Raw genomic sequence first — 22969 nt, 5'->3', positions numbered from 1 at the left:
ATATGATAATGAAGGGTAAAAAAGGTTTAATAGTAGGTCTTGCAAATAATAAGTCAATTGCATATGGTATAGCACAGGCTTGTGCAGCTCAGGGTGCTGAAATGGCATTTACATTTTTAAATGATGCTCTTAAAAAAAGAGTGGAGCCAATAGCAGAAGAGTTTGGAAGTTCATATGTATATGAGTTAGATGTATCAAATGAAGATCATATGGCTGGTATTGCAGATAAGATTAAAGCTGATATGGGTGAGATCGATTTTGTTGTTCATTCAGTTGCATTTGCTCCAAAAGAAGCTCTAAGCGAGCCTTTTATGAAAACTACTAAAACAGCTTTTAATATTGCTATGGAGATCTCTGTTTATTCACTAATTGATCTTACAAACCGTTTAGAGAGCGTTTTAAGTAAAGATGCTTCTATATTAACATTATCATATCTTGGTGGTCCTCAGTATGTTGCTAACTATAATGTAATGGGTGTTGCAAAAGCAGCTCTTGAATCAACTGTTAGATATATGGCAGTTGAGCTTGGTGCTAAAGGTCAAAGAGTAAATGCTATCTCAGCTGGTCCTATTAAAACTTTAGCAGCAGCTGGAATAGGTGATTTTAAACAGATTCTTTCTTGGAATGAGATAAATGCTCCATTAAAGAAAAATGTAACTATCGAAGAGGTAGGAAACTCTGCAATGTATCTATTAAGCGACTTAGCTAGTGGTGTAACTGGTGAGATTCACTATGTAGATAGCGGATACAATGTTATGGGTATGGCTGCAGTTGAGAAAAATTCTGAAGGAAAAACTGTCCTTTCATGGGATGAAAAATAAATATATAATTTAATACACACTATATTGAGTAATATAGTGTGTACTTTAGTAACAAATTATCATTATAAAAAATCTTCTTATAATAAATATAATAAATATCAATTTCTGTATTTTACGCTGTTTCAAAGATATAAAAATAGGATATACTTATAATTACCAAAAAACTGATTAAAAATTAATCAGTTTAATGTTTAAAACTACTTGACTTTTTATTATAATTTTTCTGACACAAAAACAAAGGAAGAAAATGAAATCGATTAAAATGAGTTTAGCAGCAGCTTTACTAGTAAGTACAAGTGCTTTTGCAGTTGATAATGTAGAGTTTAGTGGTGATTTAAATATTTTTTATCACACATCTGATGCTGGAGGTAGTAATGTAGGTACTACTGATGCTTTAGCTGGTAATACAAATGGATCACTTTTTAGCAAAAATTCAAGTGCAGCTGATGCTAGTCTTAACTTAAACGTAGCAGCTGATTTAGTTGAAAAAGATGGTATTAAAGTAGGTGGTGGACTTGGTTACTCAATGATATCTACTTTAGGATTAGAAAATAACTTCGTATCAAATGTATGGGGTAGTTCTCACAGAGCCGTAACTGGTACAGGTGCTGATTATGCTGGTGCTGCACATGGTAACGCTTTAGGTGGTGCAAAAGTTGAAAATGCTTCATGGTTAAATGAAGGTTATGTAACTGTATCAGCTGGTAAAACTACTGCAAAACTTGGTCGTATGGCACTAGATACTCCATTAGCTTTTACTGAAACATGGTCAATTGAGAAAAATACATTTGAAGGTGCTGCAATTATCAATACCGATATCCCAGATACAACTGTAGTTGCTGCTTATGTTGGTAATGGTAATGGTAATGAAACATTTGGACAAGACCTTACAAGTAATGTTGCTGGTTTAAGCTTAGCTTTTGGTGGTGTTGTAAATGCAGACGGTAAATTTGGTACTTTTGGTACTGATGGAGCATATGCAGCAGGTATTATTAACAACACTATTAAGCCTTTAACTGTACAAGCATGGTATTATGATGTATCAGAATTAGCTACAGCATATTGGTTACAAGCTGATGTAGCAATGGACGGTATTTTAGCTGGTGCACAATATACTTCTACTGATGTTGATGGTGCTGGAAAAACATTTCTTGGTTTATCAGACAAAGCTGCTAAAGCTTCTGGAACATTTGCTTTAATGGCTGGTTATGAGATGAAAGATACAGCAACTGTAAAATTAGCTTACTCTCAAACATCTGATAAAGGTGCATTACATGGTGCTAACGTTGCAACTGGTACTGGTGCGTCTAAATTATATACTGAAGCATGGTGGACTTATGGTCAAGTTACAAAAGCTGATACATCTGCTATTACTTTAATTGTAGAGTCTCCAGTAAACGGTATAGTTGATTTAGGTCTTTATGCTACTATGACTGATACTGATCAAAAAGATGCTGCAGGTTTACCTGTTGATCAAACAGAGATGACAGAAGTTACTATAACTGCTGGTAAAGAGTTTGGTCCTTTAGCTGCTACTTTAGCATACATCTATACAGATCTTGATGATAAAGATGCAACAACTACTGGTGATGACACAACTGCTATTCAAGCTTTTTTAACTTTAAGCTTCTAATTAGTAGTTAAAAATTACACATTACTATATGCATGTTTATAGCGGAATATAAAATGTATATAGTATAAAACAATTGCCGCCCTATGCTAGCATGGGGCGCAAATTTTTTTTCATTCAATTTGTTCCTATCCATAACCTGTTTTAAAGATTCGTCTTTTTTGTGGATAGGAGCCCCTAAATCTGCTATAATTTCTTCATGTCAAATTTACTAAAAAAAATTTCTTACATATTTTTTATGCTTGTTTTAATATCTATAATATCTTTTTTAGCAATTCATGCTGCTCCAAACAGCTTTTTAAGTGCAGGTGAGTTAAATCCAAATATGACAAAAGAAGCGATAGCTAATTTAAAAGCTGTATATGGATTAGATAAGCCTTTATTTGAACAATATATAGATTGGGTAAAAAATATATTTACTCTAAAATTTGGGATCAGTTTTGTAAGTGGTCAAGAGGTAAGTGATGAGATTTTAAAGCGTTTGCCAATAACGCTTATTATGAACTTTACTGCATTAATTGCAGTTTTTATAATATCTTTATATCTTGGAATAAAAGCAGCACTAAATTATGAGAAAAAAACTGATTATATCGTTCGTCAAATCTCTTTAGTATCTTTTTCCATGCCAAGTTTCTATTTGGCACTATTATTTATAATCTTTTTCTCTCTACAACTTGATTGGTTTCCAATAGCAGGGCTACACTCAATAGAGGCAAAAGAGGGTATATCTTATTATACAGATATGGTATGGCATTTGGTATTGCCTGTTGGTGTTATGATATTTGTTGGACTTGGAAGTATGGTAATATATATAAGATCACTTACTTTAGAGATATTAAAAAGTGATTATTACTATTTTGCACTCTCACGTGGACTGAATTCAAAAGAACTTTTGCGTTACTACATATTTCCAAATTTACTGCCACCGATAATTACACTTTTGGGTTTATCACTTCCTGGTCTAATAGGCGGTAGTGTTATTTTAGAGTCTATTTTCGGAATTGAGGGAATGGGGCAGTTGTTTTTTATGTCTGCACTCTCACGTGATTATCCAATTATTATGGGGATACTTATTATAACTGCATTTCTAACGTTATTAGGAAATATGGTAGCGGACCTAATACTTCTAAAACTAAACCCTTATATCAAGCGTGGTTAAAATCAAAATAATAAGGCATTTACTTCGTTAGCTCAGTCGTCACATACATCAAGTATGCTTCCTTCTTCGCACCTCGTAACTATATAATTCTTTTGATTTTTGGGCACCCGCCGTGAAGCCGTTTTGTGTACTTAGATATTTTTGGGGTAGATGTAAACTCCTAAAGGAGTAACTAAAGTTCATTTATAGTAATTTTACGGGCTACATATTTAAAAATATGTGCTCCTTAAATTACGAACTTTAGTTAAACAGAGCCTCTAGTGCATCAACACCGTCTTTTTTCTCTTCAGGTTCTGTACTCTCAGCTCCTTCAGTTGGTGTAGTAGCTCCATCGATTTCGTTAAGTTCTATCTCCATACCTGTCAGCATAGATGCTAAACGGATATTGATTCCGCTTTTACCGATAGCTTTTGATTTTTGATCAGCAGGAAGTGAAACGATTGCTTTTACAGCTTTTCCTTCTTCATCTTTTACGATCTCTACACTTGAGATAATTGCAGGACTCATAACACGGCTTAAAAACAGCTCAGGAATAGATGTGTATTCTATACAGTCAATGTTCTCACCTTGAAGTTCAGCACTTACTGAGTTAATACGAACACCTTTAACACCAACAGTAGACCCAACTGCATCAACTTGTGGATGAGTTGATATTAGTGCTACTTTTGCACGTTGACCAGGTATACGAGCTGATTTTTCAATAATAACAGCACCGTCTTTGATCTCAGGTACTTCAAGTGTTAAAAGCTCTTCTAAAAATTTAGGAGATGTACGTGAAAGCTCAATTGATATACCGTCATATTTGTCCATATTTACACGGCGAACTACTGCTTTTAAGTGATCCCCAACCTCAAAGCTTTCACCCTTAATACGGCTTTTCATAGGTAGTACTGCACGGATCTCATCAACATCTATAAAAGTAGAGTTTTGAGCATCTACACTTGTTACACGTCCTGTTACAAGTGTCCCTACTTTAGATTTATATTTGTTATATACATCATCTTCTACAGCACGCTGTACATGATATTCTATTTCGCGGTGAAGTTGAGATGCACCTGTACGACCGTACTCTTCTAAGTCATGTGGAACTTGTAATTGATCGTCAAGTTCAACCTGATCGTCATAGTCTCTTGCTTCACTTATAGCCATAAGTGTTGGAGCAATCTCCTCATCATTTAGTCTTTCATCATCATCGGCAACTACGGTAATAATTTGTACTAAATCTATTGTTTTTGTTGCATCGTTGATTGTAGCTTCGTAAGCAAAGTTTGGATCGATTACACGTTTGGCAGTTTGAATAAATGCTGTTTTTAGTGCCTCTTTTACTTTTTCTGGAGTTAAACCTTTTTCATGTGCAATAGCGTCTACGATATCTAATATTTTTTCCATTATAATAGTCCTTAATATAGGTCGTTCATAAAAAACAATGTTAAATAATTTAGGGGATTTCTTATGAAGTCTATAATTATACCAAAATAGTTATAAAATCATCTTTAATACGTTTTTTATCACTTTTTTTATATAATGCAAACAATATTAAGAAACACAATAAGGATGATAGAATGGATTTAAAATTTGCAAGAACAGAATTAGATGCAAAACCTAAAAAAGCTGATGTTAAGAAGATAGAAGAAAGTGTTGAAAAACACGGAAGTGTAATATTTTATTTTGACAGAGAGAACTCACATAAAGATCTTTTAGAACTTCAAGATTATTTTGAAGAAAAAGGTAAAAGCTTTTATATGAATGAAGTTAAATTCGGTCTTTCTGACAACGAGTACATGTACCAAGTTCATATCATAGACTAAGAGAGTATATTTGAGTAAAAAAGTATTTATTGAAACTTTGGGTTGCGCTATGAATGAGCGCGATACAGAGCATATGTTGGCTGAGTTAAATGAAAAGGAAAATTATTCACAAACAAGTGATTTTAAAGAAGCCGACTTAATTTTAATTAACACATGTTCAGTTAGAGAAAAACCTGTTTCAAAGCTTTTTTCTGAGCTTGGGGTATTTAATAAAAAGAAAAAAGAAGATGCAAAAATAGGTGTTTGTGGTTGTACGGCATCTCATTTAGGCAAAGATATAATAAAACGTGCACCTTATGTAGATTTTGTTTTAGGTGCGAGAAACGTTAGTAAGATTACAGAAGTACTTCATAAACCAAAATCAGTTGAAGTTGACATCAACTATGATGAGAGTGAATTTGCTTTTAAAGATTTTCGTACATCACCATATAAAGCATATATAAATATCTCAATAGGTTGTGACAAAAAATGTACATTTTGTATAGTCCCAAAAACACGTGGGGATGAGATAAGTATACCTTTAAAACTTATAGTTGATGAAGCAAAACGCGTAGTTGATAGCGGAGCTAAAGAGATCTTCTTACTGGGGCAAAATGTAAATAATTATGGTCGCCGCTTTACGGGTGAACATGAAAAAGTAAACTTTACAAAACTACTGCAAGAACTTAGTAAAATAGAAGGTTTAAAGCGTATCCGTTTTACATCTCCGCACCCTTTTCATATGGATGATGAGTTTATTGAAGAATTTGCCAAAAACCCTAAAATATGTAAATCTATGCATATGCCGCTTCAAAGTGGAAGTACGAAAATATTAAAAGAGATGAAGCGCGGTTACACAAAAGAGTGGTTTTTAAACCGTGTTGAAAAACTCCGTTCAATGGTTCCTGATGTTAGTATATCTACGGATATTATAGTGGCATTTCCAGGTGAGAGTGATGAAGATTTTGCAGATACTATAGATGTTATGGAAAAAGTTCGTTTTGACCAGATATTTTCTTTTAAATATTCACCGCGTCCAGAAACTGAAGCTGAGCATTTTACAAATACGGTAGATCCTGATGTAGCTTCACAAAGACTTACATTTTTACAAGACCTGCATACAAAGATCTTAGATGAGAAAATGGCTGCTAATCTTGGAAAAGTTTATGAAGTTTACTTTGAAGATCTAAATGCAGACGGATATGTAAGCGGAAGAAGCGATAACAACTTAGTTATTAAAGCTAAAGGAAGTGAAGACCTTTTAGGGGAATTTAAAAAGGTTAAAATAACTGCAATCGGTAGGAGTATTTTAAGCGGTGAAATTATTAACTAAAGCGCAAAAAAGAAAATTAGCACTTTTTACAATCCCTTTTATTGGTTCACTAATAATCAGACTTCTATATTTTACAAATAAAAAAAAGTTTCATGCTCCAGATACTCTTGGAGATGATAACTTTATTATGGCATGTTGGCACGGTGAATTATTACTTATACCATACGCGTATCTGCGATACAAAAAAATCCCGAATGTAAAACTTTTTATATCTGAACATTTTGACGGTGAGCTTATAGCTAAAACACTTGGTTTTTTTGGTTTTGGCACAATTAGGGGCTCAACTACGCGTGGTGGAGCAAAAGCTCTTATCCAAGCTATTAAAGATGTAAAAGGTGGCTCCGATATAGGGATAACTCCAGATGGTCCTAAGGGGCCTCGTCATGAAGTTCAAGATGGTATAATAGCTATAGCACAAAAAACAAAGAAAAAAATTGTCCTTGTAGAGATTAAACCGACTAAATATTGGCAACTGAACTCTTGGGACAAATTTGTTATACCTAAACCGTTTGGTGTGGTTGATTATTATATATCTGAACCGATAAATATAGATGGTTTAGAATTTGAAGAAGCAAGAAATTTAATCAAAGAGGGATTGCTGAAACATGAACATTAAAGTAACTATAGTTTTATTATCATTATCAACTATACTCTTTATGGGTTTGTACTTCTTTTTCAACCCTTCGTATCAAAAATCACTGCAGGCTAAATATTATTATGAGATGAGCGAATACGATGAAGCATATTCACATGCTAAAGAAGCTTTTGGTTTAGATTCATACAATCGTATGGCAGCTACTATTATGGCTCAGTCGTTAATCTCTTTAAAGTATGTTAAGTATATCAATGAAGCAAAAAAATATATGAAGCAGATTGATGAGATTGTAAATAAAGAGAAGATAGAAGACAGTGATAAAGCTAAGATTAGACTGATTTGTGAGATTATGAAAAGCTCTTACATAAAACTAGCTCCAAGCGTAGTTACAGATAAAGAGTTAGTAGAAAGCGCAGCGTATTATCACACCGGATTTGAGCAGTTACTTGAAAAAATTAATGGATAAAAAACGCATAGAGTTTTGTGAATATTTAGAAAATATAAGATCCTACTCCGAACTTAGCGTTAAAACTTATGATGATGCCATAAAAGAAGCGTTTAAATATATTGAGATTATAGAAGATGCGAATGAAATCATTTTTAATCTTATGCCCTATAGAATTAAAATTTCAGAATTAAATCCTAAAACAATTTCAAAAAAACTATCTGCTATTCGATCATTTACAGAGTATTTAAATGAAAAAGGAATGAAAATTGTTTTAAAGTCTGACAGTAGTGTAAAAGTCGCAAAAACTTTACCAAAACCTGTGTCTCATAAACATATTGTTGAAGCGCTATCACTTGCAAATGAACAGGAGGCTTTGGTGGTTTCACTTCTTTACACATTAGGTCTTCGTATCTCAGAGCTAGAGAGTTTAAAGCTTGATGATATTAGCAGAGGATGGGTAAGAGTTCTGGGTAAGGGTTCAAAGCAAAGAGATATACCTCTTTTAAAAAAAACTGGGGATATGATAGAGAGTTATAAGCAAAACAATAACCCAAAAGTGTTTCTTTTTGAAAAAAATGATGAACCTTTAAGCCAAAACTCACTAAGATATATAATCAATAAAGTTTTTAAAAGGATAAATTTGAAGGTAACTCCTCATCAGTTGAGACATTCATATGCAACAGAACTGTTAAATAATAATGCACCGATAGCTGATGTTAGTGAACTTTTAGGACATTCTTCAATGTCTACAACACAAATTTATACAAAACTTGGAACTGCACTTAAAAAACAAAACTACAATAATGCCCACCCGCTTTGTGGATTAAACGATGGAGTTAAATAGTGCTGGATAAGTTAAAGAAATATCTCTACAATAACATTTATATAAACATTGTTCAAAGCTCTAAAAATACTAAAATTTATGTAGAAGAAGTTAGTCATGACGGTTCTAGTGAAAATTACGAAGAGGTAATTAAAAGTTCGGAAAAATCAGATATATATGAATTTATTAATTTCTGTATGAGAAAATCTCCAATTAGCTATATATCTTTACTAGATCCATCACTTTCTCAAGGAGCTGCACCAACGTGTTCATTGGATGATATAAAAAAATATTGTGAATTAGACGATCATGAATATGTCTGTGTGGATAGTAATTGGACATACTACACTCCAAAACTTGATCTTTTAGAGATTAAGGGCCGCTATAAAAAAACAGGACTTGATTTTATTTTTTCACCGTTTTATATGTTGAAAAACTTTTTTGCCGATAAGGTAAAAGGGGAAATATCTCTTTATATTTTAGTAAATGAAGACTATATGGCCCTAAGTATATTTGATAGTTCCAAGTTAAAGTTCGCTTCTTTATTAGATATGCAGCAAGACGATGAAGGTGATGATGAGCTTGTTATGGATGTTGACGATGAAGAGGAGTTAATCCTTGAAGAGTTAGAAAACAACAGTGTAGATCTTGAAGGTATAGATGTTGATGACGATATAGATGCACTTGATGATTTTGATGATCTAGATGATCTTGATAGTTTTGATGATATAGACGATTTTGATGAAGAAGATGAAAAAGACGATGTCTTCGCATCAACGGAAAAACCTCTTGAGGATATAGTTGAACAAAATACTTTTGGTGAAGACTATCATAGGTTTTCTCTGATTCAAAGTGCGGTAAACACTTTTTATAAAGACCCTAAGTTTGACGGTGATTTTATCCAAAATGCTTTCATTGCAGACGGGATAGCATTAAGTCCTGAGTTTAAAAGATTTCTTGAAGAAGAGATGTTTCTAAATGTAGTTGTTAGAAAAATAGATATAGCACAAGAGTTGTGTGAACTTGCAAAAGCGGAGAAAAAATGAGATACAGTTATATAAAACCTCGTAAAAAATCTCTGTTAACTCCTGAGATGAAACTACTTTTTGCTTTTTTCTCAATGAGTCTTTTTATGCTTGTAGGTACTTATGGTTTTTTACTTTATAAAGATACGATGTTTATAGAAGATAAAAACAACATAGCTATGGAAAAAGAGAAGTTAGAAAAAAATATTAAAGACATGGAAGCAAAAATAGCCTACATAGAACAGCAAAATAACACATCTGCAAGGATCTTTACCCAAAATGCAGTATTAAAAGACTCTATTAAAAATTTATTTGATCTAGTTCCTCAAAGGATAACACTTTCACGTGCCAAGCTTTTAGAAAATGGTCTTGTACTTTATGGAATAACGCCAAATAAAGATATATACAACTTTATGTTAAATGCACCGCTTCGCTCAATATTTCAAAAAACATACAGCAGTTTTTATCCGGCTGAGGGTGGCTGGCTAAGATTTGTATCTACAAATTATATGGATGAAGATGAATTTGCAGAACTAACAGTTGATAAAAAGCCGGAGACATCAAATGAATAGTATATCAAGACAAAGTATATATATGCTGTTTTTGTCAATTATATTACTTGTTTTTGTACTACTATTTTCTTTTTCTGCTTTAATTCCTGAAGGTAAAGAGTATAGACTTCAGAGAGTACAACTTGCAAAAGAGTATAAAGATCTAAAGCGTTATCAAGAATACGATGCAAAAGTTTTTGAAGAGCTTAAAATACTTCAATCTAACCATAGACATATAATAACGGCATTTGATACAGCATTTGATAAAGATAGATTTATAAAAAAATATAAGGGTGTTTTTAATACTTTAGAGTTAACAAAGGCGGATAAAGATACAAAAGAGGACGGATTTACAGTTTATAATGTAAAAACAAGTTCAAAAATAAGTACACCGGCAACATTTTACAAGTTTTTAGATGAGATAAACAAAAGCGACTGGATAGTAGCTGTTACTTTTCCAATAGATTTTAAAAGAGAAGGGGATGTTATTAACTCATCATTTCAAATGAGAGTTTACGCTAACTCCAAAGATTCAAATATATCTGAGTGAGTATAAAAATAAAGTCTTAGTTTAGGGTCTATATTTAGCTTACGCATTTTATCTTTAAACTCTTTATTCATGCTAATTTCTTCATTGATATACGGAGCTATAAAGATATACTCTTTGTAAATTGAGATAATGTATTTTCTACCGACTACCAAACTCTCACTTGTTTTTAAAAGTTCCCTTTCATTTGCACTCATCATATAACCTATAGATTTTAGGTATTTATCGATCGTATATATATCTGATCTTTTATTCTTAGAACTTACAAAACAAGCAAAGTCATCTTTTACATTTACTTCGATTTGTTCTATAAGTGCGTCTACATCACTATCAATATACTCAAAGCTCTTTTTTATCCCGTCTAAATACTCAGAGATTAGAGGGTTTGTAAACTCGTGTCTGAATCTGTTTCTAGTGTATGACTTATCAAAGTTGCTTTGATCTTCATAGTATTTTATTTGTTTTGTTTTTAAATACTTTAACAGTTCGCTTTTATCAAGATGCAGTAGAGGTCTTATAATTGAGTAGTTATCTTTTTTATCAACAGTTTTCATTCCGGATAGTTCCACGCATCCTGCACCTTTGCAAAACTGCATCATAAACCATTCAAACCTATCGCCTAAATGATGAGCCGTTAAAAGGTTATCGTAGCCATGTTCTTTTATAATATTTTCAAAAAAGTCGTATCGAATTGCTCTTGCATTTGCTTCAAAGTTTGAATCTATTTTTTCACTAGTTTTTACAAAGCACTTTAAATTATGCTTCTCTGAAAGCTCTTTTGCATAAGACAGTTCCTCTTTGCTTTGCTCTCTTAAACCGTAGTCTACAATAGCTATGTCAAATTTAATTTTTGATTCTTTTAGAAGAAAAAACAGTGCAGTTGAGTCCACACCTGCAGAAAATGCTAAAAGATTTTTACTAGAGCTTAAAAAGTCTAAAGTGTTATTTTTTAGCATTAAGCTTCCTATTCTTTGTTATCGACCGTTGCAGTTAGGATATCACCGACAATAGATGTAATCTTAGCAGTGTAAACTTTTCCGTATTCGATCTCTGCTTCATCGTCAGTTCTATCGTTTACATAGATCTCACCGTCAATCTCAGGTGCCCAGATAAGCTCTTTTGCACTTAGTAAGAACTCATGTTCCTCACTCTCTCCATCTATTACGATCTCCACCTCTTTGCCGATTTCGGACTCAAGTGATTTTTGCAGAACTTCTGCCTGAACCTCTTCTAGTAATTCTGCACGCTCATGTATAGTATCTTCATCGATCTTCTCTTTCATATCATAGGCTGAAGTTGTCTCTTCATCAGAGTATTCAAAAATATTTATACGATCAAACCCAAAGTCTCTGGCAAACTCTTTCATCTCTTCAAACATCTCTTCGCTCTCACCTGGATGTCCTACTATGAAACTAGTACGGATAAAAGAGTTAGGAAGTGATTTCATGTACTCTAGCAGTTCAAGAGTTTTTTCTTTACCAAAACCACGTTTCATAATGCGCAGCATATCATCGTTTATATGCTGGATCGGCATATCGAAATAGTTATGGAAAATTTTTGATTTACCAATGTTTTCAAGCAGTTTTATAGTAGTAGTCGATGGGTAAAGGTAAAGAATTCTTGCACTTTTCACACCCTCGATAAGCTCTATTCTTTGGACCAGAAGTGAAAGTCCGTCTTTTATATTTTTATCTCTTAAATATGAAGAACTGTCTTGTGAGATAAATGAAAAATCATAATATCCTTGTTTAACTAAACTCTTAACCTCTTTGGCAACAGAATCAAGTGAACGCGAATTTAGTTTACCTTTAAATGAAGGAATTGCACAAAATGAACAAACTTGATTACACCCTTCAGAGAGTTTGATATATGCATGATACGTAGAGCCTGTAACCACACGTTCAGCCCCATCAATCAAATAAACTTCATCAGAAAATCTGCTTTCTTTTTTAGCTAGTAATTCATCAATTCTTTCATAATCACCAACACCTGTAAATATATCAACTTCCGGCATCTCTTCTGCCAACTCTTCACGGTAACGTTCACTTAAACATCCTGCAACTACTAGTATGCTGTCATCTTTTCTTTGATCATGAAGACTTAAAATAGTGTTTACAGATTCCTCTTTTGCCGCATCTATAAAACCGCATGTATTTACGATTATTACATCTGCCTCTGTTGCATCATCAGTCAAAGAGAAGCTTTTTAGTCTTCCCATCATTACTTCAGTATCAACTAGATTTTTATTACAGCCTAAAGAGACTACGTGGAGTTTGTTTGACATATTTTTCACTTATATATATTTTAGTGATGCAATTATACTATATAATTAGATTATGAAAATAAGAGACGTAATTATTTTAGGTGCAGGTGCGAGTGGACTAATGTGTGCATCATACTTGGATAAAAATTTGGATGTAGCCATAGTAGATGTTAATGATAAAGTAGCTAAAAAGTTAAAAATCTCAGGTGGCGGAAAGTGTAATATAACTAATAAGTATGTAGATGTTAAAAACTTTGACGGGGATGCAGTCTTAATTAAAAGTGTTTTAAAAAAGTTCAGCAGAGATGATATGCTGAATTTTTTAAAAGCCAATCAAATAGAACTTGAACTTAGAAAAAATAGATACTATTTTTGTAAAAGATCAGCCGATGATATTATAAATGTTTTAAAGAAAAAATCATCTTTTGCAAAGTTTTACCTAAATACAAAAGTTATCGATGTAAAAAAGCAGGATGATGTTTTTGAAGTTATAACAGATAAAGGCTCTTTAAAATCTTATGCACTTGTTGTCGCTACAGGTGGAGAGAGTTTTAAAAATATAGGTGCAAGCGATATTGGCTTAAAAATAGCAAAAAACTTTGATCTGGAAGTTAAAAATTTTACACCTGCATTAGCTGGACTTACTGTTCAAAAACAAGAGTTTTGGATGAAAGAGTTAAGCGGTCTTTCATGTTATGTAAATATTAAAGTAGATGATAGAGTTATTAATGAGGAGATGCTTTTTGCCCATAAAGGTATAAGCGGACCGGCTGTACTTTCAGCTTCGCTGTATTGGAGAAAAGGGAATATTTATATAGATTTTCTGCCAGATAAAAATATATTTGATCTGATTAAAGGGAGTAAAAAACTTATATCATCAGTTATTCCTCTACCTAAAAGACTCTCAAAAGCACTACTAAAAGCCTTAGATGTTAAAGACATAGAATGTAAAAAAATAGATGCTATAAGCAAAGAGAAACTATCTCTTATACACAATTATACTTTCGCACCAGCAGGAAATTTTGGATTTACTAAAGCTGAGGTTTCTCGTGGTGGAGTTATAGCGAATGAACTAGATTTTCAAACTTTTGAAGCAAAAAAAGTAAAAAAACTTTACTTTATCGGCGAAGTTGTCGATGTTACCGGTGAGCTTGGAGGATATAATTTCCAGTGGGCTTTTGGTAGTGGTATGATTTGTGCTAAAAACATACCAAGAAAATAATTTATACAAAGGAATGTTTAATGAGAAAAAAATTAAGTAAAATGTTACTAGCTGGTTTACTTATCGCAACTGTATCATATGCAGAAACAGATGATAAGTATATATATGATTCTAATTCTTTAGTTGGTATAGAGGGTGGTATGGCTACTTTTGATATTAAGGACACTACTGCTATAAAAAAAGAAGAAGATTTTAATATGGCCGGTTTTAAAGTTGGTGCTGAAACACGTGATTTTAGAATGTTCCTTTCAGCTAGAAAAGCTTTTATGAACGGTGATCACTATGATTGGGATAAAGCTTATATGTATGGTGCAGAGCTTCAGTACAAGTTTAATGTAATGGACAGTTTAAACTTTTTTATTGGTGGAAATATCGGTCGTGTAAGTTTTGAGTTTAAGGACCTAACAGCTGCCGTAAGAGAGTATACTACGAAATATATAGGTGGAGATGTGGGAATTAACTACCATATTAATGATATGTTTGATCTAGAACTTGGTGCTCGTCTTATGACTTTAAGTGATGATACTCATACTCTTGGTGGAGTTACATATACTTTTGATGATATTACAAACGGATATATGAGTTTAATCGTAAAATTCCAAATGGACTAAACAGATTAGTTAAAGCAGCTGCAGTTGTATTATTTACAATAAAACAACTTTGTTTCTGCCTTTAGCTTTTGCTTCATATACTGCCTCATCCGCTCTTTTAATTGTCTGTGAAATATCTTCATTATCTCTATATACTGTTCCACCGATAGAACAAGTTTTTTTGCCTACTTTATTGAACTCTTGAATCTCTATAACTTTTCTTAGATGCTCCAATGCTTTTTCTAAAGCTTCAAAGGAAGTAACTTTTAAAATAAAGATAAATTCTTCTCCACCCCAGCGGATTAAATAATCATCATTTCTTGAATATTTATTTATTGTATTCACAAACTGGATTAGTACTTCATCGCCAACATCATGTCCATATGTGTCATTTACATCTTTAAAATGATCAATGTCCAAAAGCGCTAACCCTAATTGATATCCTTGTTCTTTAAAATTATGGATTAACTTGTTGTAGTTTAGTTCAAAAAATTCACGGTTATATGCATCTGTTAGTTTATCATGTATGGCTTTCTTCTCAAGTCTTATATGCTCTAAAACTGTTTGTGATATATCTGTAAAGGTGACAATTAATGTGTTTTCATCATAGTGATTTGCCGTAACTGAAAATGCATGAGGGTTTAAGTCGTTTACCAACATGGAAACAATTCTTTCAGTATGAGGAAGTGTTTGTATTACATTTAGCCAGTTCTCGTCTTCTTTAATTTTTCCAAGATGAAAAAACCTGTCATTCTCAATAAAAAGTTCACATATACAGTTATGATATTTTTTAAATTGTTCTAGATTATCATAACCTAAATAATTAAAAAATTTTTTGTTTGCAAAAAGTAATTCTTCACCATCTGTAAGTATTACTATATTATCTTGAGAGTCTATAAACTTTTCCAAGTTTTTGTATGCAGACTCTAGTTTTTTTAATAATTCAAATGTTTTTAATTGGTTCTCAACTCTGACTTTTAACTCTTCAAAGTTAAAAGGTTTGCTAATGTAGTCATTGGCACCGAGTTTAAAACCTTTAATAATATACTCTTTATCTTGGTGGGAAGTTAGAAAGATGATAGGTATATCTTTTGTAGCTGGATTTTGTTTTATCAGCTTTGCACATTCAAAGCCATTCATATCAGGCATCTCTATATCTAAAAGTATTAAGTCTATGTCAAATTTTTCTAAAACTTTTAGAGCTCCTTTACCATTAAGAACACTTTTTATATTGTATGTACCACCAAGCATATTTGTTATAAGTTCTTGATTTAACTCCTGATCGTCTACTGCAAGAATCGAAAACTTATCTTTTATGCTTATTTCATCTTTCACTAAATTTCTCCCTGTAAACTTTGTAATGTAGTTTCTAATTGTTTAATCATTTTATCGTTGTCACCTTCATCGAAACTCTTACTAAGTTGTTTAAACAGTTCATCATTAACTCTTACTTTGATTATTTTTAGCAGATCATTTTTTCTACTGGATTCAATATATTCATAGTTATCTAAATCTTTAATCATATCATAAATCATTTGTTCTAACTCTTTTATATCAATATCCGTATTTGTAGCACTCTCAACTATAGGTATAAGTTTATTTTCTATTTCAGAGCATACTTCAGTTGTGATGTCTATTAGCTCATTAATAAGTTGGTATTCTTCATTATCATTTATTTTCTTTGATAGATCATATATAGCTGATATTCTCAGATTGCCACTGGCACCTTTTAGTTTATGTATATAGTTTTTAAGTTCATCTGAATCTTTTTCATAAGAATTTGTAGTTATTTTTATATCTTTAAAGTTTTTTGCAAATTCAAGATATATAGTATAAAGGTTTTTTATACTCATCTGTGTATCAGAGAGGACTTTATCCATATCTATACCTTCTATTTTTATTAATACATTTTCAGGCTCTAAATCTTCAGTTTCTATTTTTGTATCAAAGTATTTTTTTATAACTTTAAAAAGTTCATTTTTTTCAATAGGTTTAGAAAGGTGTTCATTCATACCTGCTGCTTGTGTCAACTCTTTATCTTTCTCCATTACGGCTGCACTCAAAGCAATAATCGGTATCTCTTTATCAAACTCTCTAATAATTTTACTTGCTTCAAAACCATCCATATTAGGCATTTGAAGATCCATAAATATTATGTTATATATATTTTCTTTACACATAGACACAGCTTCTAAACCATCTTTTGCAAGATCAACATCAAAGCCTATACCTTCAAGTGTTTTCTTAGCAACTATTTGATTTATATCGTTATCCTCAACAAGTAATGCACTCTTTTTAGTATTAAGTTTCAATGTTGTATTGGTATAGTCAAATGAGTTTTGAATATTTTCTTTATCAAACAATATATTATATATTGATGATGGGGTATATGGTTTCTCAAGTATTTTATCTATGTCGATCTTATTCTTTTTTGCTCTTTCTAATAATTTATTTTTATTGTGTGCCGTCAACATTAGTATATTAGGTATATTTATATTCTCATTTTGAAGCTTTTCAAGAAGTTCCAATCCATCAAGTTTTGGTATATTCCAATCAACTAAAAGATAATCAATATTTTCATTTTTTAATATCTCATAAGCTTCTTCACCATCTTTTGCTTGGTATGATTTTATTCCCCAAGATGTTAATATTGAGACTAAATAGGTTCTGTCTATTTTATTATTATCTATTACAAGAAACTTTTTATTTTCAACAAAGTTAGGTTTTGCATCTAAACAGTTGTTCTCATCTCCATATTCAAAATCCAATGTAAAACCGAAAATGCTTCCAAGGCCTCTATCACTACGGAAAAATATTTTTCCGCCCATCATCTCTACCAACTGTTTAGATATAGCCAGTCCAAGTCCGGTTCCACCAAATTTCTTTGTTGTTGAGCTGTCTTCTTGTGAAAAAGCTTTAAAAAGTTTTTCTTGATTTTCCCTTGCTATACCGATACCTGAGTCTTTTACTGAAAATTCTAATTTTAATAGATTATCTGTTTTTTCTTTAAGGGCTATATCAACATTAATAAAGCCCTCATGCGTAAATTTTATGGCATTTGCTATAAAATTATTTAGTACTTGTGTAATTCTAAGATTATCACCAATTAAAGAGTTACATATATTTGGATCTATTGTATAGTTAAATTCTAAACCTTTTTCGTATGTACTGTAACTAAAAATATGTGTAATATTTTGTAAGAGCTCATTAAGGAAAAATTTCTCTTTCACGATTTCAAGTTTTCCGGCTTCAATTTTTGAATAGTCTAGAATATCATTAATAATATGCAGAAGTGAATTTGATGATTTTTGCGCTTTTTGCAGATACTCTTTTTGCATATGGTTTAATGGTGTTTGTAATACAAGATCGGTTAAGCCTATAGTACCGTTTAGAGGTGTCCTTATCTCGTGTGACATATGAGCTAAAAATTCTGATTTTGCTTTATTCGCTTTATCTGCAGTTTGTTTTGCTTCTTCAAGTTTTTTAAGCGTGCTTTTTAGAGGAGTGATATCTGTAAACACGCCTATAGCTTCTAAATTATCTAAGTTGATAACAGTCATGCTGCCGAGTAATGTAATAGGTGTACCGTCTTTTTTAGCACACCGTAATTCTGTCGTGAAAACACCTTTTTCTTTAAGTATCTGATAACCTTTGCCAAAGTCTTTATAAGCTTGTTCATCTTCATATATTATATTAGTTTCTTTACCCAGTAGTTCATCTTTTTCATATCCAAGCATTCTCTCAAAAGCGTGGTTCATCCATTCAAATTTTCTGTTTTTTGTTTGAACTAGACCGGTAGTTTCGATCTTTAATAGAGCATTTTGTTGTTTTATACGTCTTTGCAGTTGTTTTTCTATACTTTTTTGGTCTGTAATATCAATAAGATATCCGATAAAGTGAACAATGTTTCCATCTTCGTCTTTTTGTGTAACTGTATAGTCTAAAATCCACTTTATGTTACCGTTTTTAGTAACTACTCTATATGGTTCATGTTTGAAAAAGTCCATGTTTTTTTCGATTGCTTCATGCACTTCATCAAATACTATTGATTTATCTTCTTCATAGATACAAGAACTATATGACACCTCTTTTTGTAAGAACTCATTTGTTTTATAATCTAATAGTTTTTCAACACTTGCAGAAACGTATTCGACATCCCAAGTAGAATTGTTTTTCCATTTAAATAAAACAGAATCTCCTTTGTCAAAAAGAGATAATAACACATTTTGCTCGTAAGATATTTTATTTATATCCTCTAAACTTTTAGATAGTTTGTCTTTTAAGCTCTTCTCTTCAGTTATATCTCTAACTGAGGCATACATATACTCTTTATCATTTATTCTTATTTTTACTGCATTAATTGAGGCAATATATGTTGAACCGTCTTTTCTTGTATGTTCTCTTTCAAGAAGTATTGGAGTATAACTCGTGTTACTAATGACTTCATGATATTGTTCTATAGATTCTATACCTTTATCCCAGTCAAATACTTTTAACGTTTTCATTTCCTCATCAGTGTAACCAAGCATTTTTTTTGCTTGTTGACTGTATTCAAGTAGTGTGCCGTTCTCTGAAGACATGATAAATATACCGTCTGAAGAGAGATTAAGTAGGTTCTCGTATCGTTGCTTTTGTTGTTTCATAGCATAAGAGGCAATTTTTTCTTCTTGTTCTTTTTGATTACGTTTTTTCAAATATAACAAGATAAAAACATTCCCTATAACAAATATAAAAGAAAAAACTAAAAACGTTGAATAGTTTTTTGAAACTTGTTTTTCTATGTCTTTAATGGAAGTAAGTGTTCTTTCATTAAGATTCATAGTGAAATCATCTATAGGGATCATGATTTTTTCTTTGGCCTTATAGTATTCTTTTGAATATAGAAGATCAATGGCAAGTTGTCTGTCTTTTGCTTTTAAAATTGTATATTTATTATTTTGATCTAAGAATTTTCCTTCCATTGCATTGAAAGCTTGTACTTCTAGGTTTACCAAGTCATTAGAATTATCTTCAGATTCGCGAAGTTTACTTAACTCATACTCACTAAATGGTAATTTGCCCATCAGATCTTTTAATGAAATACTTTCTTGAAGCGGATGTTTTTCATCTCGAAGTTTTTGTGGCAGGTCCCAATAAATTGCTTCGTAATGTAGTGGTCTTGGTTTATTACCGTTTCTAATGTCAAGTGTCGTAAAGTATTGTTTTTTAAATTTTTCATCTTGTGTAATTACATATGAACGTGCAAAATGTGTCAGATCATCAGAACTGTGACGAAGTTCATCTGCTAGTGATAGCATATCTCTACGTTGTTCAGATTTTATATTTAGTTCATTATATAAACGATCCATATAAATTAGTGAAGATATAGAAATAGATATGACAATAGCTTCAAAAGCCATGATCAACAAGTTTGCTTTTTGTTTATCCATTACAGTTCCAAAATGTTAGTAGTTAATATTTATTACAGATTTTGATTATATCATTTTTCAATGATGTGATGTATAAAGAATATTTTTTTGAATGCAGTGTTTTAAATATGGTGCTCGATACTGGATTTGAACCAGTGACCACCACCATGTCAAGGTGGCACTCTACCACTGAGTTAACCGAGCAAAAAATCACAAAATATTACATAAAAATTGCTTAAATTTTACTTCCTAAAATATTTGAATTTCTTTACTTTTAATTTAGGTAAAATTAGTGATAATTTCACATCTAAAATACCTAAAGGTAAATTATGAACGTTTCTGAATTGGAAAGTATTGGTCTAAAAAATGTTGGGAAGGTTTTTCATAATCTTAGTTATGATGAACTTATCCAACATGAAGTAGACAATGGAGAGTGTGCAGTTACTAAAAAAGGTGCAACTGCTGTTGATACAGGGATTTTTACAGGTCGTAGTCCTAAAGATAAATATTTTGTAGATCGTGATCCTTCAAATAGTCATATTGCATGGGGTGATGTGAACCAAAAAGTTTCAGCTGAGGTTTTTGACGAGTTACTAGCTGTAGCTCAAGAGCAACTCTCAGGTAAAGACCTGTATGTTACAGATGTATTTTGCGGATCATCTGCTGCTTCTAAACGTTCAGTTCGTTTTGTATCTGAGATAGCTTGGCAGTCTCACTTTGTAAAAAATATGTTTATCCGTCCAAGTTCAGCTGAGCTTGAAGTTTTTAAACACGATTTTACTGTTTTAAATGCTTGTAAAGCTGTTAATGACAAATGGAAAGAACACGGAATGAATTCAGAAGTGTTCGTACTTTTTGATGTTGAGAGAAACATGGCAATTATCGGTGGTACTTGGTACGGTGGTGAGATGAAAAAAGGTATCTTCTCAATGATGAACTACTGGTTACCACTAGAAGGTAAACTTCCAATGCACTGTTCAGCTAACGTAGGTAAAGACGGTGATACTGCACTTTTCTTCGGACTTAGCGGTACTGGTAAAACTACATTATCAACTGACCCTGAACGTGCACTAATAGGTGATGATGAACACGGTTGGGACAACCACGGTGTATTTAACTTCGAGGGTGGATGTTACGCAAAAGTTATCAACCTTGATGAAAAAAGTGAGCCTGAAATCTACGGTGCAATCAAAACTAATGCATTATTAGAAAATGTTGTAATGTACGGTGAAGGTGAAGTTGATTATGAAGATTCATCTAAAACTGAAAATACTCGTGTATCTTACCCTATAGAGCACATCGCAAATCATAAAACAGACTTAATGGCTAGTCACCCTAAAAATATTATCTTCTTAACTGCAGATGCTTTTGGTGTATTACCTCCGGTATCTAAACTAACACGTGATCAGGCAATGTACTACTTCCTAAGCGGTTATACTGCAAAAGTTGCAGGGACTGAGCGTGGTATTACTGAGCCTGTTGCAACTTTCTCTGCTTGTTTTGGAGAAGCTTTCTTACCACTACACCCAACAGTTTATGCAAAATTGTTAGGTGAAAAGATTGATCACCACAATGTTAATGTTTATCTAGTTAATACTGGATGGACTGGTGGTAAGTATGGTGTTGGTAGCAGAATGAGTATAAAAGATACTCGTGCTTGTATCACTGCTATTCTTGATGGAAGCATTAACAAAAGTGAATTTAACACAACTAAAACTTTCCGTCTTCAAGTACCAACAACATTAGGTGATATTAATCCTGATATTCTTAACCCACGTAATGCTTGGGCTGATAAAGATGAGTTTGACAGAACTCGTGATGAATTAGCTGAGATGTTTATAGAAAACTATAAGCGTTATACTGATGGGCATGAGGATTATTCTTCATTTGGTCCAATAGTAGGCTCATAATATAATAAAATTCTAGCTTTAGCATATCTTGCAAAAAAGCTAGAAACGGCAGGCTTCAAGCCTAGCCTTATTCAATCTTTTTCACAATCTATACCAAATCTAAATTTTAGTTCTTGTTTTGTTTTTTATCGAAGTAGTAGAAAAAAGTAATAATTCCAATTATTAAAAGTAAGAGTAAAAACCAGTGTTTGTCATTGTCTTGAACGTATGGAACATTTTTTTAAAATGTTCACGGGAGTTCAAAAACAGGACAATGGTACACTTTAGTGTCTATAGTTAATTAAGTACTATTTAGATTTCTTCTTAGTAGCTTTTTCCAAATAAAGCCATAAAAGTCCACCGAAAGTTACAAGTAAAAGTGGAGCTATCCAAGGTTTCTCACCTATAAGTTCAGCTGTTTTTATAAGCGGTGCACCAGAGTAGTAAGCACCAAGTCCGACAACAAGTGCCCAAACACCAGCAGAGATAAAGTTTAGAACTGCAAACTTTTTAAAATCATACTTTGTTAGACCTATTGCAATTGGTATAAGAGTTTTTATACCGTATACAAATTTTTGAAACAAGATGATCCATGAACCGTATTTTTTCATTAGTGCATGTGAAAGGGCAAGTTTACGTCTATGTTTTTTAAGGCCATCCATCATCATGCTCTTTTGGTATCTTGCCATATAAAAAAGTAGAACATCACCAAGAGCATTTGCTAAAAAAGCTATTGCAATTGAAGTTGTTATATCCATTTTACCCATGTACGATAGTACTCCTGCACCAAGTAGTGCTACGAAACCGCCTCCGAGTGAGTATAAAAAAAGTCCTATATATCCATATGTTGCTAAATTACTAAATGTATCTTCCAAAAA

Annotated in this window: 20 protein-coding genes and 1 tRNA gene; 14 read left to right on the top strand and 7 right to left on the bottom strand. The window is 32.3% G+C overall.

Annotation, left to right across the window (positions count from 1 at the left end):
- The first annotated feature begins 2 nt into the window (after positions 1-2).
- From fabI to ABZA65_RS01280, 3 genes are all read left to right on the top strand, one after another.
- Positions 3-821 (top strand): enoyl-ACP reductase FabI, encoded by an 819-nt coding sequence (fabI, locus tag ABZA65_RS01290; protein WP_373069772.1) that lies wholly within the window; start codon positions 3-5, stop codon positions 819-821.
- A gap of 247 nt (positions 822-1068) precedes the next feature.
- Positions 1069-2454, top strand: coding sequence for a hypothetical protein (locus ABZA65_RS01285; RefSeq protein ID WP_373069770.1), 1386 nt, complete (start codon positions 1069-1071; stop codon positions 2452-2454).
- Between the two features lie 196 nt (positions 2455-2650).
- On the top strand, positions 2651-3610 hold the full coding sequence (locus ABZA65_RS01280) for an ABC transporter permease (protein ID WP_373069768.1): 960 nt from the start codon (positions 2651-2653) through the stop codon (positions 3608-3610).
- A gap of 240 nt (positions 3611-3850) precedes the next feature.
- Here the strand turns inward: ABZA65_RS01280 and nusA are convergent, their stop codons facing one another.
- Complete coding sequence (gene nusA, locus ABZA65_RS01275; RefSeq protein ID WP_373069766.1) at positions 3851-4999, bottom strand: transcription termination factor NusA; 1149 nt, start codon at positions 4997-4999, stop codon at positions 3851-3853.
- 173 nt (positions 5000-5172) lie between these two features.
- Here nusA and ABZA65_RS01270 point away from each other — a divergent pair, with 173 nt between their 5' ends.
- Genes ABZA65_RS01270 through ABZA65_RS01235 form a run of 8 tightly spaced genes read left to right on the top strand, consistent with a single transcriptional unit; the run spans position 5173 to position 10722 of the window.
- Entirely contained in the window at positions 5173-5418 is a 246-nt protein-coding gene (locus tag ABZA65_RS01270; RefSeq protein WP_373069764.1) for an HP0268 family nuclease, read from the top strand.
- A 10-nt stretch (positions 5419-5428) separates the two neighbouring features.
- The gene (gene miaB / locus ABZA65_RS01265; protein WP_373069762.1) at positions 5429-6730 is read left to right on the top strand and encodes a tRNA (N6-isopentenyl adenosine(37)-C2)-methylthiotransferase MiaB; all 1302 of its coding nucleotides are present in this window, start codon (positions 5429-5431) and stop codon (positions 6728-6730) included.
- The gene (locus tag ABZA65_RS01260) at positions 6714-7346 is read left to right on the top strand and encodes a lysophospholipid acyltransferase family protein (protein WP_373069760.1); all 633 of its coding nucleotides are present in this window, start codon (positions 6714-6716) and stop codon (positions 7344-7346) included. Before miaB ends, ABZA65_RS01260 begins: the two co-directional genes overlap by 17 nt.
- On the top strand, positions 7336-7791 hold the full coding sequence (locus ABZA65_RS01255) for a hypothetical protein (protein WP_373069758.1): 456 nt from the start codon (positions 7336-7338) through the stop codon (positions 7789-7791). The genes ABZA65_RS01260 and ABZA65_RS01255 overlap by 11 nt, the downstream gene beginning before the upstream one ends.
- Complete coding sequence (locus ABZA65_RS01250) at positions 7772-8617, top strand: tyrosine-type recombinase/integrase (protein ID WP_373069756.1); 846 nt, start codon at positions 7772-7774, stop codon at positions 8615-8617. The genes ABZA65_RS01255 and ABZA65_RS01250 overlap by 20 nt, the downstream gene beginning before the upstream one ends.
- On the top strand, positions 8617-9642 hold the full coding sequence (locus ABZA65_RS01245) for a hypothetical protein (protein ID WP_373069754.1): 1026 nt from the start codon (positions 8617-8619) through the stop codon (positions 9640-9642). The genes ABZA65_RS01250 and ABZA65_RS01245 overlap by 1 nt, the downstream gene beginning before the upstream one ends.
- On the top strand, positions 9639-10193 hold the full coding sequence (locus ABZA65_RS01240) for a hypothetical protein (protein WP_373069752.1): 555 nt from the start codon (positions 9639-9641) through the stop codon (positions 10191-10193). The genes ABZA65_RS01245 and ABZA65_RS01240 overlap by 4 nt, the downstream gene beginning before the upstream one ends.
- On the top strand, positions 10186-10722 hold the full coding sequence (locus tag ABZA65_RS01235) for a hypothetical protein (RefSeq protein WP_373069750.1): 537 nt from the start codon (positions 10186-10188) through the stop codon (positions 10720-10722). The genes ABZA65_RS01240 and ABZA65_RS01235 overlap by 8 nt, the downstream gene beginning before the upstream one ends.
- Here the strand turns inward: ABZA65_RS01235 and tilS are convergent.
- Complete coding sequence (gene tilS / locus ABZA65_RS01230; RefSeq protein ID WP_373069748.1) at positions 10686-11675, bottom strand: tRNA lysidine(34) synthetase TilS; 990 nt, start codon at positions 11673-11675, stop codon at positions 10686-10688. The two genes, ABZA65_RS01235 and tilS, sit on opposite strands and share 37 nt — an antisense overlap.
- An 8-nt stretch (positions 11676-11683) precedes the next feature.
- The gene (gene rimO, locus ABZA65_RS01225) at positions 11684-13003 is read right to left on the bottom strand and encodes a 30S ribosomal protein S12 methylthiotransferase RimO (protein ID WP_373069746.1); all 1320 of its coding nucleotides are present in this window, start codon (positions 13001-13003) and stop codon (positions 11684-11686) included.
- Between the two features lie 52 nt (positions 13004-13055).
- On the opposite strand from rimO, the gene ABZA65_RS01220 reads away from it, so the two are divergent.
- Together ABZA65_RS01220 and ABZA65_RS01215 are read left to right on the top strand one after the other, a co-directional pair.
- Entirely contained in the window at positions 13056-14204 is a 1149-nt protein-coding gene (locus ABZA65_RS01220) for an NAD(P)/FAD-dependent oxidoreductase (protein ID WP_373069744.1), read from the top strand.
- A 20-nt stretch (positions 14205-14224) separates the two neighbouring features.
- Positions 14225-14815 carry an outer membrane beta-barrel protein gene (locus ABZA65_RS01215; RefSeq protein WP_373069742.1) on the top strand — a complete coding sequence of 197 codons (591 nt, stop codon included), beginning with the start codon at positions 14225-14227 and terminating at the stop codon, positions 14813-14815.
- Positions 14816-14848: 33 nt separating this feature from the next.
- Here ABZA65_RS01215 and ABZA65_RS01210 read toward each other — a convergent pair whose 3' ends face one another.
- From ABZA65_RS01210 to ABZA65_RS01200, 3 genes are all read right to left on the bottom strand, one after another.
- Positions 14849-16129 carry a diguanylate cyclase domain-containing protein gene (locus ABZA65_RS01210; RefSeq protein WP_373069740.1) on the bottom strand — a complete coding sequence of 427 codons (1281 nt, stop codon included), beginning with the start codon at positions 16127-16129 and terminating at the stop codon, positions 14849-14851.
- On the bottom strand, positions 16129-20223 hold the full coding sequence (locus tag ABZA65_RS01205; RefSeq protein ID WP_373069738.1) for a response regulator: 4095 nt from the start codon (positions 20221-20223) through the stop codon (positions 16129-16131). The genes ABZA65_RS01210 and ABZA65_RS01205 overlap by 1 nt, the downstream gene beginning before the upstream one ends.
- A gap of 108 nt (positions 20224-20331) precedes the next feature.
- Positions 20332-20406 (bottom strand) — tRNA-Val (locus tag ABZA65_RS01200).
- 125 nt (positions 20407-20531) lie between these two features.
- Here ABZA65_RS01200 and pckA point away from each other — a divergent pair.
- On the top strand, positions 20532-22112 hold the full coding sequence (gene pckA, locus ABZA65_RS01195; protein ID WP_373069736.1) for a phosphoenolpyruvate carboxykinase (ATP): 1581 nt from the start codon (positions 20532-20534) through the stop codon (positions 22110-22112).
- Between the two features lie 287 nt (positions 22113-22399).
- Here pckA and ABZA65_RS01190 read toward each other — a convergent pair whose 3' ends face one another.
- Positions 22400-22966: a DedA family protein gene (locus ABZA65_RS01190; protein ID WP_373069734.1), complete on the bottom strand. Its 567-nt coding sequence runs from the start codon at positions 22964-22966 to the stop codon at positions 22400-22402.
- Between the last annotated feature and the right edge of the window lie 3 nt (positions 22967-22969).

Source organism: Sulfurimonas sp. (genome assembly GCF_041583195.1).
In the GTDB taxonomy this organism is placed as follows: Bacteria; Campylobacterota; Campylobacteria; order Campylobacterales; family Sulfurimonadaceae; genus Sulfurimonas.
The sequence above is the reverse complement of the archived record's forward strand: the minus strand, read 5'-3'. Positions and strand labels throughout refer to the sequence as shown.

What these genes read in the sequence shown, in the direction of transcription:
- fabI (WP_373069772.1), top strand. Translation starts at nt 3, where the DNA reads ATGATAATGAAGGGTAAAAAAGGTTTAATAGTAGGTCTTGCAAATAAT.
- ABZA65_RS01280 (WP_373069768.1), top strand. Translation starts at nt 2,651, where the DNA reads ATGTCAAATTTACTAAAAAAAATTTCTTACATATTTTTTATGCTTGTT.
- ABZA65_RS01235 (WP_373069750.1), top strand. Translation starts at nt 10,186, where the DNA reads ATGAATAGTATATCAAGACAAAGTATATATATGCTGTTTTTGTCAATT.
- ABZA65_RS01255 (WP_373069758.1), top strand. Translation starts at nt 7,336, where the DNA reads ATGAACATTAAAGTAACTATAGTTTTATTATCATTATCAACTATACTC.
- tilS (WP_373069748.1), bottom strand. Translation starts at nt 11,675, where the DNA reads ATGCTAAAAAATAACACTTTAGACTTTTTAAGCTCTAGTAAAAATCTT.
- ABZA65_RS01270 (WP_373069764.1), top strand. Translation starts at nt 5,173, where the DNA reads ATGGATTTAAAATTTGCAAGAACAGAATTAGATGCAAAACCTAAAAAA.
- ABZA65_RS01285 (WP_373069770.1), top strand. Translation starts at nt 1,069, where the DNA reads ATGAAATCGATTAAAATGAGTTTAGCAGCAGCTTTACTAGTAAGTACA.
- nusA (WP_373069766.1), bottom strand. Translation starts at nt 4,999, where the DNA reads ATGGAAAAAATATTAGATATCGTAGACGCTATTGCACATGAAAAAGGT.
- pckA (WP_373069736.1), top strand. Translation starts at nt 20,532, where the DNA reads ATGAACGTTTCTGAATTGGAAAGTATTGGTCTAAAAAATGTTGGGAAG.
- ABZA65_RS01240 (WP_373069752.1), top strand. Translation starts at nt 9,639, where the DNA reads ATGAGATACAGTTATATAAAACCTCGTAAAAAATCTCTGTTAACTCCT.
- ABZA65_RS01215 (WP_373069742.1), top strand. Translation starts at nt 14,225, where the DNA reads ATGAGAAAAAAATTAAGTAAAATGTTACTAGCTGGTTTACTTATCGCA.
- ABZA65_RS01205 (WP_373069738.1), bottom strand. Translation starts at nt 20,223, where the DNA reads ATGGATAAACAAAAAGCAAACTTGTTGATCATGGCTTTTGAAGCTATT.
- rimO (WP_373069746.1), bottom strand. Translation starts at nt 13,003, where the DNA reads ATGTCAAACAAACTCCACGTAGTCTCTTTAGGCTGTAATAAAAATCTA.
- ABZA65_RS01220 (WP_373069744.1), top strand. Translation starts at nt 13,056, where the DNA reads ATGAAAATAAGAGACGTAATTATTTTAGGTGCAGGTGCGAGTGGACTA.